Below are 14,075 nucleotides of genomic sequence, written 5' to 3'. Positions count from 1 at the left end.
CTTCAGCCCTCCACCGGTTCGGGAGATGCCACCACGGGAAGCGCCACGATGCCGAGACGCAGCCCGCTGCCCAGAGAGGTCTTCCAGGTGCCGGCCTGTGCCGGTTTGTCGGAACCGACGACGGTCATCCTCCCGTCTTCCGACCAGTCCAGTTCCACGGCCTTTCCGGTGGGCTGCGGGCCGCACGGATACAGCATGAAGGAATCGCCAGGGACCGAATGCCACCGGGTGCCCAGCAGGATCGCCGCCTCTTCGCTGCAGCACATCCACCGCTGGGTGGCGATGAAGCAGAGCGTGCCGTCAGGGCAGTGGAACTCCGGTGTCCAGACGCGGCCATGCCCGCAGCCGCCGGGGAGGAAGCCGGCACTGAGGTCCGCCAGATCGACGATCCGGCGGCTGTCGTCGGCATAGGTCAGCAGCACGTGGCCGATGAACTCGTCGAGCTGCGGCTCATGATCGGAATCCTCCCACTCGTCCCAGACGGTCCGGATGCCGTCAAGCGAGGGAAGGGGCTCGGTGATCAGCGCCGCTGTGACGACCCGGCCCGATTGGGATTCGACGTAGAGGGAGAAGGGGGCAGGCATCAATCGTCCTCCTGCATGGCGCGCTGGACATCGGCGACGAGCTGCTCATCGCCGACCAGCGGCCAGAGTGCGCCGTAGCTCCAGGTCGTGTCCCGGAATATCCGGCCGTCACCGTCCCAATGGGCGAGGCTATCCGCCACGTCGGCGGCGATGTTCTTGTCCCGGTCGTTCTCGATGGTGAAGCGCTCCAGGGCGTTGCGCACGGCGCGCGGCCCGTCGCTCCAGTCGCAGCGGGTCTGGTACATCGCCACGGCGAGGTCGAGGTACTTGTTCCGCCCCCGGAGCTGGGACACCACCTCGCTCCAATCGGATTCCTCGGGCAGGCCGTAGCGCACGATGATCCTGGCGAGGTCGAGGTTCGCCTTGCGGGCCTGCGCTTCCCGTTCCTTGGCGGCAAGCACCTGCTGCTGTTCCTGCTCAGCCTTGACCCGATACTCCGCGTGCTGGCGCTTGGCGGTTTCGTAGAGGGTGACCTGATGCGCGAACCCATCGGCGACCGGTATCCACCGCTCCAGGTCGGTCAGGTATCCGGCGCGCTTGGAAATCCGCTTTTTGTAGCGGGAGCGCGACGACGGGAACTCCAGGTCCGACCAGCTTACCGGAACGCCGACCGCCTTCATCATGGTGGTGATGGTTTCGCGCAGCGCCTTGTTGTGCGCGACCGCCGGGGCGTTCGCTTCATGGATCGCCTTGTCCTTCGCGAAGGCGTCCTCCAGGGCAGCATCGGCCCTGGCGAGAAGCTGGAGCATGGTCGGGCTGTCGACACGGTAGTTGTGTCGGTAGCTCTCCGGGCTGGTGGGGAGCTTGCCGACATGGCCGCAGGGCTCGATGGGCAGCGCCGCGGTGAGAGTGGGGTCGGTCATGTCGTCACGTCCCCTTCACGGCGGCCATGAGGCGCTTGCCGGCCGCGATGCGTTGCGCGGTGATCCCGTCCAGCGTCGTGTAATCGTTCTTGATCGGATCGTAATAGCGGCCCTGGAAGGTGCCACCATCCGGCACGGCCTTGCCGCTGTAGGTCAGCAGGGCACGGACATCCCGCTCAATGGGGTAGAGCCGACGCAGTTCATCAGCCAGATCGTGGAAAAGGGAACGGGCGCCGGGGCCGTGGGTGGCCTCATGGCCACGGGCCGCTTCATCGCAGCGGGTGAGCAGGTCCTTGCCGGACATGGTTTGCCCTCTCAAAGGGAGGCGGAAAATTCGCGTTTCTGCCGGGACATCGCGAAGGGCCTCCAAGCCATCCGCGGCACACAACAGGGTGGTTCAAACGATAAAGTAGGTAGTTTAATGCGTCAATGTCAAAGTGGGAACTTTTTTGGAAAAACAGCCCTCTTCGTGCGTTGACGGAAATTCGACCCGCGGCTATCGTCCCGGTCATGGCAAAGACGACCGTCGAATTTCCCGAAGACATCAAGGTGCAATTCCCCGAGGGCGTCCTCGATCGGATCGAGCGGCTTGTCGGCAGCAAGTACAAGCGCGCGGGCTTCATCCGCGATGCGGCGGTTCACAGGCTTCTAGAGGAGGAAAGTGCGCGCGCGGATCGTCCATCGGTTCCGCCCGAGGTCGAGGCCGCAGCGCGTTTGTTCGCCCGAGCCGTTCACCAGCGCGATGTCGGAGAGCCTGGGTTTGACCTGGAACAGGCGGTCGAGAATGACTGGCCCCGGTTCGTGAACGAGGCGGAAGAGGTGGTTGAAGTGGTTGAGAAGACAAAGAACGGAGCGGCGAAGTGAGCCGACCTGGGCAGCCACCCGGATTCCGGCCCCCGCGTCCGCAGTTCAGCAAGCCACGCCAGAATGCTGGCCAACCTCACGGGACCGCACGACAGCCCCCACGCGTCAACGGCTCCGCCCAGCAGAAGCACGCTCAATGGCTCACCCGCGCCGATGAGGCGGAGCGTGCCGGCGACAGCGTGCAGGCCGAGCTTTGCCGGCAGTACGCCGAACACTGGTTCCGGGTGTCCCGTGGACAGGAGTGAATCGGGGCCGGAGCGCTCGGTCACTGCCGGTGTCGCCCGGACGGATGAATAGACCTGCTACCACTGGGATCAGACCACAAGCGGGAAGGTGATATTGAACACCGTGCCATGGCCTGGGCTGTTCTGCTGGACCGTGCCGCCGACCTGCGCTGCTAGGCTTTGAACCAACCGCAACCCTGCACTTCCTGAGCGGGGCGGCCCCATGCCCACCCCGTCGTCAGCGATAGTCAGGCATCCCTGCTTGGTGTCGTGGTCAACCGTGAGCTCCACCCGTACCGTGCCTGGACCGCTTGGAAAGGCGTGTTTGATGGCGTTGGTCACGAGTTCATTGGTGATCAGGCCGAGCGGTACGGCCCGCTCACGCACCAGTTCGGCGTGCTCGCACCGTGCCTCGACCTGAACGTCCTCACGGCGGCGAGTGAAGTTGCCGCACAGCGCTTGCAGATAATCACCCATGTCGATGGTGCCGGTCTCCGGACGCATGGAGAGCTGGTCGTGGGCCACGCTGATAGCCGCCACCCGGTCCGTGACATGGCGGAACGCCTGCTTGGCGTCGGGGTCCAACTGCTTGCTCATCTGCGTGACCAGGAGCGACATGATCAGCTGGAAATCGTTCTTGTCCCGGTGCAGCAGTTCGCGCGTGAGCGTCTTCTGCTGCTCCACCTCGGCAATCGCTTTCTTGGCGATCGCCTCGACATGCCGGTCCTGAAGCATGCTCCGCACGGCCATGCCCAGGATGTTACCCATCGCGGTCAGGAACTGGACGTCGATCTCACTGAAGTGCCGCGGTGTCTCGCTGTCCACCTCCAACGTTCCCCAGACCACGCCATCGACGGCAATCGGCACGTTGAGGGCCGAGATGATGCCGTGTTCCGCAAGGACCGGGTGATAGCGGATCTCGGGGTCGTTCGGCAGGTCCTCGGTGACGACGGGCTGGCGGGTCTGGAAGGCACGGCCCGGCGCCTCCCCGACATCGGTGGCCGCCTTCACGTGTCCGACGACGCCCGGTCGCCAACCCACCCCAGCTTCAACGAGCATGTCGCCCATCGTCGGTCGGTACCGCATGATCTTGGCGTGCTTGATGCCGATGCCGCGGGCCGCCTGCACGCAGGTCAGATGGAGCAAGCGCCCCAATTCCTTTGCCTCGGCGGCGAGGCGGCTGTAGTCGGTCAGGATGGCCTGGTAGCGCAGCACGCGCGCCAGAACGGCACCATCATCCTGGGTGCTTTTGGGGTCCTCTGCCATGGCGTCGTAAACTTGAACCGGAGCCGGAGGTTCCGTGGCAATGCGGATGACGGGGCTCTCGAACGGTGGATCCATGTCGCTGGCCGGACAGGTGCTTTCAATGGGTTGGAAAAATGAAATAATGTATGGAACACCGAGGCTGTTGTCAGGCATGGTTGGCAAATGACGCCAACGCTCAAGCGCCTTTCCACGGGCATAGCCAACCTCGACCGTGTCCTTGGTGGTGGGCTGCTGTACGGTGGTGCCTACATCATCCAAGGCCCGCCAGGGGCAGGGAAGACCGTGCTGGCCAACCAGATCGCCAGCCACCATGCTCACGAGGGCGGCAAAGTCGTCTATCTGACGCTGCTTTCGGAGGGCCATGACCGCATGATGGCCCACCTCAGTTCCATGGTGTTCTTCAACCCCGAGGATGTCGCGGGAAAGCTTACCTACATCAGCGGCTATCCCGTCCTCGAGCAGGAGGGCTTGGCAGGACTGGCGCGGCTGGTCCGACAGGAAGCCGCGCGGCACAAAGCCGAGCTGATTATCCTCGATGGTCTGTTCGTGATCGAGGAAACTGCGGTCTCCCAACACGCCTTCCGCCGGGTCGTACACGAACTTCAATCCGCCGCCCACTTGGCGCAGCACACCCTCTTGCTGCTCACCAACGCGCGCCGTGACCCGGGCAGCCCGGAATACACCATGGTCGATGGCTGGGTCGAACTCGCCGATGAACGCGACCAAGGCCGGGCTGTCCGTGAACTTGAGGTTCACAAGTTCCGGGGTGGTGCAACCATCCGCGGCCGGCACCGGTTCCGCATTTCCGACACGGGTATCGAGGTGTATCCACGCCTGGAAGCGGTTGCGGGTCATCGGCCCAGTCCGGCTCCGCAGTCGGCGTTGGTATCTTCCGGTATTCCCAAGTTGGACGCCATGCTGCGCGGCGGCGTAGCGGCTGCGTCGACCACTCTGCTGGTTGGACCATCCGGCACCGGCAAGACGATGGCCGGGCTTCAGTTTGCCGGCGCGTCCACCGCCGCGGCGCCGGGCCTGTTTCTGGGTTTCTACGAGAGCCCCGCGCGGCTGGTCCACAAAGCGCGAGGCATAGGCATAGACGTGCCGACACTGGAGGCTGCCGGGGCTCTTCACCTCCACTGGCGCTCGCCCTCGGAGATGCTCGTGGACGAGGTGGCCGATTGGCTGCTGTGCGAACTCCAACGAACCGGATCACGGCGCTTGGTTATCGATGGCATCGCCGGTTTCCAGCAGAATCTCATATGGAACGAGCGTTCCGGGCGCTTTTTGACCGCGTTGGGCAACGAGTTGCGGGCACTGGGGGTCACCGCACTGTACACCTCGGCCATGACCGGCGAGGGCCAGTCGCCCGCACCGGCCAGCCAGGGCGTAGCGGAGTTGTCGCCGTTGGTGGATAACCTGTTCACGATGCGCCTGATCGAGCGCAACGAGACGCTGCATAAGGTGTTTGCCATCATTAAGGTACCGGACCGCGATTTCGACGCGCGGCTCACGACCTACACCATCGGACCGGGCGGCCTCGCCCTGGCCGGCTGAGAAGGAGTGGTCGTGGCCAAGATCCTGCTGGCCGAGGATGAGTTCATGGTCCGCCTCACGCTGAGCGAACTGCTCATCGATGTAGGGCACCAAGTGATTGAAGCGTCTGACGGGACGCAGGCACTCGAGCTTGTTGAACCGGATGTGGCGATAATCGTAAGCGACCTGATGATGCCCCGCATGGGGGGAGCGGAGTGGGTGGCTGCGGTGCGGAAGAAACCGGGCATGGAGGAAATCCCGGTGATCTTCATGAGCGCGCTGCCTCCATCCCCTGAGGCTAGGGCTCTTGCTTCGGTCTTCCTGGCCAAGCCGTTCCGTCTCGACACTCTGGTCGAGACGGTGCACCAACTCCTGAAGGGCATAGAGTGAAGCATGGTGAGGATTGCATCTTGGTCTCGAACTGTTCTGGACACCAAAGAAGCCTTCGCCTGAGCAAAGCAGGCCCGACCCTGGGGCCGTTTTGGTGCCACACAAATCGGAATGGAAGCCAACAGGGGAGGCGCGCCAGCTTTCCTGATGCAGTACCGAATGACCGGTTTCCGCAGCTCATCCTTTCCTGCATCCGGCGGCGTTTCAGTTCCGTGCTGATATTCCATAGACAAAATTGAATTTCACAGAGCGCTCAAAGTTGTTGCCCATTCTGGGGTAATCCCGAGCCCGGTATAGTGTCCAAGCCATAGGACACACACCAGATGCTGGGCAGGCCAGGAATGCAAAGCGACCAGACGCACGCGGACGTGCAGGAATCCAAGAGCGCCGATTCATCGCGCGATCCTCGTCCCGCCGATGTTTCCATCCCAAGCGACCAGCCTCGCAATCCTCCCTGGATCGGGACCGGGATCTACATCGGCCTTCGTCGCGGGCAGGAGCGGATTGCATCGTGACGATGGCGGTTCTCGACGTTCAGGTTGAGCCCGCCGGCGACGCGACCACGCTTCAAGTCCTGACCGGTGACCAGCTCGTCCCGGCTGAACCAGACGCGCTGCAGTGGTGCCTCACGTTCTGGAAGAGCATGCAGGACCGGCTTCGCCGGAAGGCGCGGGAGATGGAACTGGAAGCTGAGCGACGGGACGGCATCGCGGCGAGCCTGAACGTCTGGGTGGCGCGCGACTTCCCCTGGGTGCACGGCGCCCGCAATGCCGCCCGCCTCGATGCGATCAGCTTCCGCGATGCCGCAGCGGTCTGCCGGGATGGTGCCGCCTATGCCCGCTCCATGTCGGTCGAGCTGAGCGCCGATCCCGCAGGTCCGTTCATGGTGCCGGCGAACATCCTGGAACGCGCCGAGGCCGCCACCGAACGGGACGGGGAGTGGACCGGCGGCGACCGGCTGGCCGCCGACACGTTGTCCGCGATCCGCATCCCCGACGCCGACCGGCTGGCGCATCGCCGCGCCGACTTCGGCTTCCCGCCGACCTTTGAACTGACCGACCCGGAACACGAAGGTGATGCCGATGCCCGGCGCTGGAACCGTTTCTTCCGCCTCAATGTCTCCGGCGACTGGCCGCGGGTCGTCGAGGTGACGACTGAGGTTCAGGAGGCGCTGGGCGACCGCGCCGAAGCCCGGCGAACGGACGCCGAGCTTGCGACCGCGCGCGACCTGAAACGGCTCACCGACGCCGCGGCGACAAGCCCGCTCGATCTTCTGAAGGCAATGGAGGTCGGAGGGCAGAAGGTTATCGTCACCTACCAGCGCGAGGGCAAAAGCGGCGACCTCCACCGGACCGTCATTGACGAGAACGGCGATATCGGGGCACCGGCTGGGGAGGCGCGAAGCCCACTCCAGATTCTGCGGGCGACCTACCGGATCGATGGTCTGCTCGCCGCGGCCGGCGACCTCTTCGCCGCGCATTTCGCCGCTGCTCACTTCGATCTCGGGAAGGGGACGGACTACAGCCAAGTCAGGGGCACCGCCGCCGCGTCGAATGGCGAGAAGCTCCCCGGCACCGAGGCAGAGGAGGCCCGGCACTGGATCTTCGCCGCGATGGCAGCGCTGGGCGGCGGTGCCTCGCCGGCAGCGATGGCGGTGTGGTCGGTGGTCGGTGCGCAAACCGCGCTCGACAGGTTCGCGACGTCCCGACACTTCCGGATGCCCGGCGGTCAGCGTTGGCTATCGGTGGAGGAGGCCGAGGGTGTTCTTCGCCAGGGGCTGGCCGCGCTCGCTGCTTATCTTGCCGCGCCGACGGTCGAGCACCAGCACCGCCGCCGCGGGCTGAAGGTCCGGGTGGCCGGGACGGTGGAACTGTCCTTCCTGGTCGGCAGCCGCCGGTTCAAGGTGGCGGCGACGTATGAGCCGGCCTTGAAAGCTTGGGTGGGGAACAGGATGGCGCCGCGGAAGCTTCGCGAGGGGGAGAAGACTCCCACGGAGTTTCGGCACTGGTCGGTGAAGGCGGCGAATGTCGCTCAGTTGATTGAAGCGGCTATCGGTGCCGCGGTGATGTACTGCAAAACATTAATGTGAAGTACGGAGCAAGTGGTCGCGAGACATGTAGTGAATTTACCGAGCATTTGCGCGACATAACTATAGCAGGCAGCGCAGCCTCTTACTCGTCAGAGATCGGTAATTAACTTCTGACCTAAAGCGAATTATCGTGTATGATACTGTTAACGCTTTTTCTCGACGTCTGCTTAATAGTGCGGATCAGAGATAATCTGATGATTAGGAGAACTAAGGGATTCAGTGCACCAATTCAGGCCTTTTTAGGCGCTCTTAGCCGCGATTGCTTTGATGCGAGCGGTTTTCATTTAGGCAATCGCGCATGTGTGATAGGTCAGCGTTGCTCCACCGCGGGCTGCGCTAAACCTGCGACGGGCATTCGGATTGCCCAGGGGAATTTTATCGGATTGGCCTGCTCGTACTGATTCACCGTGACGCTTGGCAGGTTACGCTTGTCGTAAACCGTGCCGAAACGGAGTGAAATACTAGCTGGAGCCGCTAGGAACAATGCGATGTCAGTAACGCCTTGACGAGCAAGCTCCATGACTACGTTGAGAAATTGCTGAGCGAGCTGCTGCTGCTTATGCTCAGACCAGTTTGACGTCGTTGTTCGATCCTCAAGGTCCATCCTAATGATTGGAGCAGTAGGTTCGATAATCCGCACGTCCGCATCGAGTACATCGTAAGAGGCTGATACGCAGAGGGCCACGCGCGTTGTGCCCGCAGCAATGGCATTAAGGCCGGAGATGATGAACCTCTTACCGTCATCCACCTCGTCCAGAGGGCGCCAAATTTTCCGTTCCCGATCCCAATCCATGATGAGCGTATGGGATTCGTCGTCGACGATCACGCCGAGAAGGAAGAGGAACGGCACTGGAGCGAGGCCTCCGACGACGAATGACACATCTGCGCGGTTAAGGCCATTGCAGCGTCTTGCGATGTCGTCCGGCAACCCAGAGAGGCGTCGGATGGCGACGCTGGGGTCAATGATCTGGCCATCGACCAGGCCCTGCCTGATATCGATCATGAGCGGGTCACGGCGCCCCGTGATTGATGTCGGCACCGCCTTATCTAGCGGTTCACCCTGCCAATCTCGCAATCCACGTACCTCGATGACAATGACCTTTTCACGGCTCTCCCGAAGGATGTCGCGAATGATGAGCAAAATGCCTAGAAGGACGATGGAGGCGGCGACGATGAAGGTGCCCCAGCTCAGTACGGCGGAGCTGCCGCTAGACGTGTCCCAGCTGAAGATGATGGGCCCGTTGGCGGTAGGGATAGTCAGGCCGAATGTTAAGCTCAGCAAAACCAGACCGAAAAGCGGAACGCCAAGTCTGATAAGTGTAACGCCAGCGGATTGGCGTCTGAAGATCCAGTCAATAAACGATCGTAGGAAGTAGTTTGTCAACTTTATGCCTCCAATATTTCGACGGGCGAAGGGTTGTAACCACGGCGGAATAGTGTGCAGGAACTGGCGATAGTTCGCCACCAGTTCAGTCTGACAATCAAGAGGACAGCGAACTCAATATTCTGTTCGCCATGAACGAGTTCACGCATTGACGCGATGTCCTGTATGCTCGGCATTACTGGGAAACGCGGATGAGAATGCCACTCGCCCAGATAATTAAAACGATCGTATCTATTGCCAGTGCGCTGGAAAAACGCGTTCAGCGCCTCAACATGTGCCAGGGGGCTGCGGACGAAGTGAGCGCGGCCACCCATTTCCTTATCGATCGAGAGGTCGACCACGCGGAAGTGGCCAGGTTCTATTTGCTCGCCCATTAGTACACCACCAATTTCGCGGCGGCCGGCGACACGCAATGCTTGACGCAGGTTCGCCCGCACGTCCTGTGTGATTTCAACCTGCATCGGCCTTACCTGGAAGCAGTTCACCCAGCAGCTGTTTGAGCGCATCGACGTCGCTTGGCTCGGGCTCCATGTGCCACGCATCGCTTTCACCGAGATCAATCGGGCGCACGTCGAAGGGAGCTGTGAAAATCCATCTCTCGGCGAGTCCTATGAGATAAGCCGAGTATGGAAAGATCGTGTTTCTCCGGCGAGCAAGGAGATCAATGACAAGGCGCGATAAATGCGAGGCGATGACCGAGACGTCGGCGTCATCCGCAATGAGCGGGTTTTCACCGCCGTTGGTCTCGGTATAGGGCTGTGAGGACCCATCGTTAGGCCACTCCACTCCCTGCGCAGCATACCAGCGCTCAATACGCCGCCGCGCGGTGAGCGGGGTGGGGTCGATCTTAGGCCTCAGCCGGACAACAATGCCACCAGCACCCCCGCCGAAAACCTGCGCCCAGCACATTGGCTTTTCCGCCCTTCGTGCGATGGCTGCGCAAAGGTTGAATACGGCGGCGTCTGCAGTTGCATCAATGATAAGATCGCACTCCTCAATGTCACTCATGGTTGCCGCAATCGTCCCTCCGCTCTCCTGACCTCCCATGACCGTTGTGCGAGTAATAACGGCGCAGTCCGCGCTGATTTCCTTCAGCCGTGCTCCGAGCGCCGGAGCCTTGTGGATTCCGACCGCTCGCCAATCGAGTTCGTTACGTACCAAATTACCTGAGGTGAGCGCATCGCCATCGATCAGCACAAACCAACCCACACCGGATCGGGCGAGTTGGGCAGCTACTTTCGAGCCGACTGAGCCACATCCGACCACCGCAACCTTAGCCCCACTGAGCCGTTCATATTCAGGGTCCAGACGGTCGCCGTCATGTTCTGTAAACACGGGGTCGTAGTTGATAACCGACCGTGAACCGCTTTCACCGAAAACCATCGGAACATGAAGGCTGACGCCATCGAATAGGATGATGCCAACCCAGTCCGATGCGTTCGACAGAGCCACGGCGAGAGTGCCGAAGCCATGCATCCCGAGCAGCGTCTTGAGCTCGTCAAAGTCCCTGCATTTGCGGCTACTCCCCGCTGGAACGCGGACGACCATCGCCCTGATCGTGTGTGGGTTACCGCCCCGCTTCCTCGGTTCCGACCAGATGGGTGAGTCAGCAGGCCCGATATGCGACAACTGCGCAACAAAGATGCCTGCAGCGTTATGTTCCTGGAGTTCGGCTTCGGCACTCTGCCCTGCCTCGACCATGGACATACCCGTCAAGGACTCCCTGGAGAAGAGAAACCGCAGGGTGGTGGCGCGAGTCCACTGTGCCGGCAAGGTTCGATGGTCGGACGGCGCTGCCTGACCGGTTTCCTCCTCGGACGAGAGTAAGCGGTATGTGCTTTCAATCATCATCGCGCCCGTTATGTCGGGCGTCCAGTTATCTGAGCGATGCTCCAAGCACAACTCACCTGACGCGCCATACTGGTGACCAGATAGGCGCACTTCATCACGCGGAAGGACTGAGGGCGGCGCGTCAGGAAAAAAGTCCGGATAGATAATCGTGAGAGGGATCGTTCGCTCGCCGATCCTAAGGTCGAAGTCGGCGGCGAGCTGTAGGTTTTTCGCTAAGCGCCACGTGACGTTCAGGAGCCATGTGCTGCGGTCAGCGATATCTCCAACCGCTTTGCGCTCAGCTTGCGCCCTGGTGGGCTGTTCCGCCCACCAGATCACGCGAAGCCCTTAGGCGATGTCGGTTCACGTCGGGCGTTTGGAAAGGCGGGTGCGCTCGATCCGGCAGCGCCTACCACTGCTGCCGCTGAGGCGGGACTCAACATGCTCCCAGGCGGCGGCCCGAGGCGGGCCGCAGCCCTCTCCGCCACGGCGCCCATGCGGAGCTGAACACTCTCGACGAGCCGGCGGCGTTCGATTTGTCGAGCAAGCTCGCCGAAGTCGCGACGGGCCTCGGCCAGCCATTCGAAGAACGCCTCTTCCCGTTCAGGGTGCTGGGGCCACTTGTCCGCAAAGTTCTCAAGGGGGTCGGATGGGTTACGAATGACGCGTTTCTGTCCATCATGCTCTATAAATTGGTCCATTCGGCTGAGAATTGAATAAAGTGTATCTGCTATCTTCTCCTCTCCATTGTATGCGTGCCCAGCGAGGGTGGTAATGATGATTGATATCGGGCGTTCGTCGTACCGGTTCACAAACATTCCGTCGCGGTGCCGCTTTAGAATCATGATTGCGGACTGAAGCGGGGTTCTGACGCGATAGTCTGGGATTTCTTCAACGTTAGCCTTGATGGACTCAGCGAGAGCCCGTCTGCGCTGCTCGAATACCGTGCCCATCCGCAGCTTAAACCATTCAGCATAACCCTTTGGATTCGACCGCTGCCAGTTGTCCGAAATGTACTCATATACTGGCGAACGTATGTCGGTGATAACGATGGCCGTTTCCGACCACTGGAGATCAAGCCCACGTGCTTCAAGCATCTGGCGTTGCCGCGTCGCGTTTGGAACAGCTGGGACAATGTCCATGTGGAACTGGGCTCCATCGGCATATGAGAGCACCCAGCATCGACGACCCTCGCGCACGGGCTTTACCATGTTCTGTGCGCGTCGGTATGCCTTGATTTCGTCGCCTAGGAGCGTCTTCAACTGCTTCTGACTCATGTTGCTCGTGCTGAGTGTGCGAAGCACACAGACGGAATCGACGTCGTACTCCTCTTCGTCGCTAATGGGGCGGATGGCAGTACCTAAGCGAAAAGACCCCTGAACGTAGACTTGGGGGTCATATTTGAGGACCGTTGACTCGGGTCGATGGAGCCATGCGCCAAGCGATGCGTAGCTGCGGCACGCCTGATCGTAACGCACATCGCTGACGGCGAGCTCGTCGGCAAGTGCTGCAAGATAGTCTTCAGCGGTCTTGGTCGGCATGATTAAGCCCGTTACTTTCACTGTTTTATCAACTAGGTCGCGTCTGTCAGTCAGCTACCATTAAAATTCTGCAGAAGAGCGCTGCGGCAGCAGCGCGCTTGGTGGACAACCAGCGTTAGAGTAAATTTGGTATCGGATGATCGCACGCCAACAACTAGATAATCAAGCTCTATTGTCGCTCAAAGCCTAACCATCCATCTTTGATTTCCCTCTTTAAGACGTGACTGATCCAGACGCGCAATCCTTGGCCGTGCAAGGCGTTGCGTGTATCGGAGCTAACGACTCGAGATTATTAAAAAGAGGTCGTCTGCTTCTGGCAAAACCAAGTCATTATACGTCAGCAGAAAAATAACAATTCCTGGAGCTTTGCTGAATTCGGAAGCAGCAGGCTAAGCTAGCAGGTCCTACACAGAAGATAGGCAATCGATATTGAGAAATTGTACTGGAGTGTTCCCTCGATGGTCTCTTGAAGGTGTCCAAGAGCGAACGATTCCGGCTCGGGAGGGGCGTTGTTACAGGTTACCACCGCTGATACGCCCCCTCGAACAGATCCCCCATCGCCCGCCTCAGCAGAATCGTGAGGCGGAACTGCCGGCGGTGATGCTCCCGGTCATTGAGGATGTGGCACCGCTGGCACCAGGCAGCGAGGTTCTTCGGCTTCACGTTGGGTGGATCGTGATCCCGGTGGCAGGCCGCCAGGATCACCCTGGTCTTCCTCATCCGGCAGGCATCGACCATGTCCGGCCAAGCCGCTTCTTTGCCGCGGGCATCCCTCCAGGTGTGCAGCTCCGCATCGAACCAGCGCCCGTCCGGGAGCACCCGCAGTTCGTGTCCATGCGGGCGCCCGCACTTCCAGCACCGTCCCGCACCATGGGGGCCGGCGACCTCGAAGCGGATGTGCTTGGAGATCAGCGGCCAGTCGATCGGGTACAGCCAGCGGGTTTCACGGCGGATCGGCATCCCGGAATCGTAGCACAACGCGAGGAAAGGCTCATGCCCACAATTAGCGGCAAATCGTCGTTTGGTGGAAAAAGGCATTCCGGATTTCCGAACGACACACTTTGAGTCGAGTGTAATTTGAATTGGACTCGGAAAGCGTGTTGACGCGATCCGGCGGAAATGACATATCGATTCCCGACGGGCGTAGTGTGCCTGCCCAAAATTCATCCCCTCCGGATTCCAACTCGGTTTCGCCCCGCTGGCCTTCACAGGCCGCCGGCTGAAACAGCGCTGTCCGCGCCGGACCATTTCCGCCAGGGACAACACGAATGCCTGATCATCACGGCGCCGAAACCGGCGTCGCTGCAACGCCGCTCGACCTCATGACCGAGGGCGAGGCCAAGGCGTTGGCCACCCGCATCGAAGGCCACTGGCACCGCCTCGGCCAGACCACGGTGAAGGTCTGGGCGGAGGCCGTCGATCCCAGCAGCCGCCCCGTGGTTTGGGTGATCCAAAGCAATCTGGTCAACGGCCTGCCGCCGGCTCGCCAGTAGGGCAGGGCTGGGGG

The 14,075-nt window shown here is 61.2% G+C and carries 15 protein-coding genes; 6 read left to right on the top strand and 9 right to left on the bottom strand.

Going from position 1 to position 14,075, the window contains the following annotated elements:
- Window positions 1–2 precede the first annotated feature (2 nt).
- The 3 genes from ACFPMG_RS24230 to ACFPMG_RS24220 are packed head-to-tail and all read right to left on the bottom strand — an operon-like array spanning window position 3 to window position 1,751.
- Window positions 3–584, bottom strand: coding sequence for a hypothetical protein (locus tag ACFPMG_RS24230; protein ID WP_376997793.1), 582 nt, complete (start codon window positions 582–584; stop codon window positions 3–5).
- Complete coding sequence (locus ACFPMG_RS24225) at window positions 584–1,447, bottom strand: hypothetical protein (RefSeq protein WP_376997792.1); 864 nt, start codon at window positions 1,445–1,447, stop codon at window positions 584–586. The genes ACFPMG_RS24230 and ACFPMG_RS24225 overlap by 1 nt, the downstream gene beginning before the upstream one ends.
- Before the next feature lie 4 nt (window positions 1,448–1,451).
- Window positions 1,452–1,751 carry a hypothetical protein gene (locus ACFPMG_RS24220; protein ID WP_376997791.1) on the bottom strand — a complete coding sequence of 100 codons (300 nt, stop codon included), beginning with the start codon at window positions 1,749–1,751 and terminating at the stop codon, window positions 1,452–1,454.
- A gap of 206 nt (window positions 1,752–1,957) precedes the next feature.
- Between ACFPMG_RS24220 and ACFPMG_RS24215 the strand changes: the two genes are divergently transcribed.
- Complete coding sequence (locus ACFPMG_RS24215) at window positions 1,958–2,311, top strand: hypothetical protein (RefSeq protein WP_376997790.1); 354 nt, start codon at window positions 1,958–1,960, stop codon at window positions 2,309–2,311.
- A complete protein-coding gene (locus tag ACFPMG_RS24210; protein ID WP_376997789.1) occupies window positions 2,308–2,556 on the top strand; it encodes a DUF4167 domain-containing protein in 249 nt (82 codons plus the stop codon). The genes ACFPMG_RS24215 and ACFPMG_RS24210 overlap by 4 nt, the downstream gene beginning before the upstream one ends.
- Window positions 2,557–2,625: 69 nt before the next feature.
- On the opposite strand, the gene ACFPMG_RS24205 is transcribed toward ACFPMG_RS24210, so the two are convergent.
- The gene (locus tag ACFPMG_RS24205; RefSeq protein WP_376997788.1) at window positions 2,626–3,954 is read right to left on the bottom strand and encodes a sensor histidine kinase; all 1,329 of its coding nucleotides are present in this window, start codon (window positions 3,952–3,954) and stop codon (window positions 2,626–2,628) included.
- A 9-nt stretch (window positions 3,955–3,963) separates the two neighbouring features.
- Between ACFPMG_RS24205 and ACFPMG_RS24200 the strand changes: the two genes are divergently transcribed.
- The 3 genes from ACFPMG_RS24200 to ACFPMG_RS24190 all read left to right on the top strand — a co-directional run bounded on the left by ACFPMG_RS24200 (window position 3,964) and on the right by ACFPMG_RS24190 (window position 7,813).
- Entirely contained in the window at window positions 3,964–5,355 is a 1,392-nt protein-coding gene (locus ACFPMG_RS24200) for a DUF7125 family protein (protein ID WP_376997786.1), read from the top strand.
- Between the two features lie 12 nt (window positions 5,356–5,367).
- Window positions 5,368–5,724, top strand: coding sequence for a response regulator (locus ACFPMG_RS24195; protein WP_376997785.1), 357 nt, complete (start codon window positions 5,368–5,370; stop codon window positions 5,722–5,724).
- A 517-nt stretch (window positions 5,725–6,241) separates the two neighbouring features.
- Entirely contained in the window at window positions 6,242–7,813 is a 1,572-nt protein-coding gene (locus ACFPMG_RS24190) for a hypothetical protein (protein ID WP_376997784.1), read from the top strand.
- Window positions 7,814–8,123: 310 nt separating this feature from the next.
- Here the strand turns inward: ACFPMG_RS24190 and ACFPMG_RS24185 are convergent, their stop codons facing one another.
- From ACFPMG_RS24185 to ACFPMG_RS24165, 5 genes are all read right to left on the bottom strand, one after another.
- Window positions 8,124–9,197 carry an SAVED domain-containing protein gene (locus ACFPMG_RS24185; RefSeq protein WP_376997783.1) on the bottom strand — a complete coding sequence of 358 codons (1,074 nt, stop codon included), beginning with the start codon at window positions 9,195–9,197 and terminating at the stop codon, window positions 8,124–8,126.
- 2 nt (window positions 9,198–9,199) lie between these two features.
- The gene (locus tag ACFPMG_RS24180) at window positions 9,200–9,658 is read right to left on the bottom strand and encodes a Mov34/MPN/PAD-1 family protein (RefSeq protein WP_376997782.1); all 459 of its coding nucleotides are present in this window, start codon (window positions 9,656–9,658) and stop codon (window positions 9,200–9,202) included.
- Window positions 9,648–11,366: a ThiF family adenylyltransferase gene (locus tag ACFPMG_RS24175; protein WP_376997781.1), complete on the bottom strand. Its 1,719-nt coding sequence runs from the start codon at window positions 11,364–11,366 to the stop codon at window positions 9,648–9,650. The genes ACFPMG_RS24180 and ACFPMG_RS24175 overlap by 11 nt, the downstream gene beginning before the upstream one ends.
- Window positions 11,363–12,568: a nucleotidyltransferase domain-containing protein gene (locus ACFPMG_RS24170; protein ID WP_376997780.1), complete on the bottom strand. Its 1,206-nt coding sequence runs from the start codon at window positions 12,566–12,568 to the stop codon at window positions 11,363–11,365. Before ACFPMG_RS24170 ends, ACFPMG_RS24175 begins: the two co-directional genes overlap by 4 nt.
- Before the next feature lie 519 nt (window positions 12,569–13,087).
- Window positions 13,088–13,606: a hypothetical protein gene (locus ACFPMG_RS24165; protein ID WP_376997778.1), complete on the bottom strand. Its 519-nt coding sequence runs from the start codon at window positions 13,604–13,606 to the stop codon at window positions 13,088–13,090.
- Window positions 13,607–13,836: 230 nt separating this feature from the next.
- Here ACFPMG_RS24165 and ACFPMG_RS24160 point away from each other — a divergent pair, with 230 nt between their 5' ends.
- A complete protein-coding gene (locus ACFPMG_RS24160; RefSeq protein ID WP_376997777.1) occupies window positions 13,837–14,061 on the top strand; it encodes a hypothetical protein in 225 nt (74 codons plus the stop codon).
- Window positions 14,062–14,075 lie beyond the last annotated feature (14 nt).

Origin of the sequence: Azospirillum himalayense (genome assembly GCF_042657465.1) — a bacterium.
Taxonomy (GTDB): domain Bacteria; phylum Pseudomonadota; class Alphaproteobacteria; order Azospirillales; family Azospirillaceae; genus Azospirillum; species Azospirillum himalayense.
Note: the sequence above shows the minus strand (reverse complement) of the source record. Positions and strands in the feature narration are given on the sequence as shown.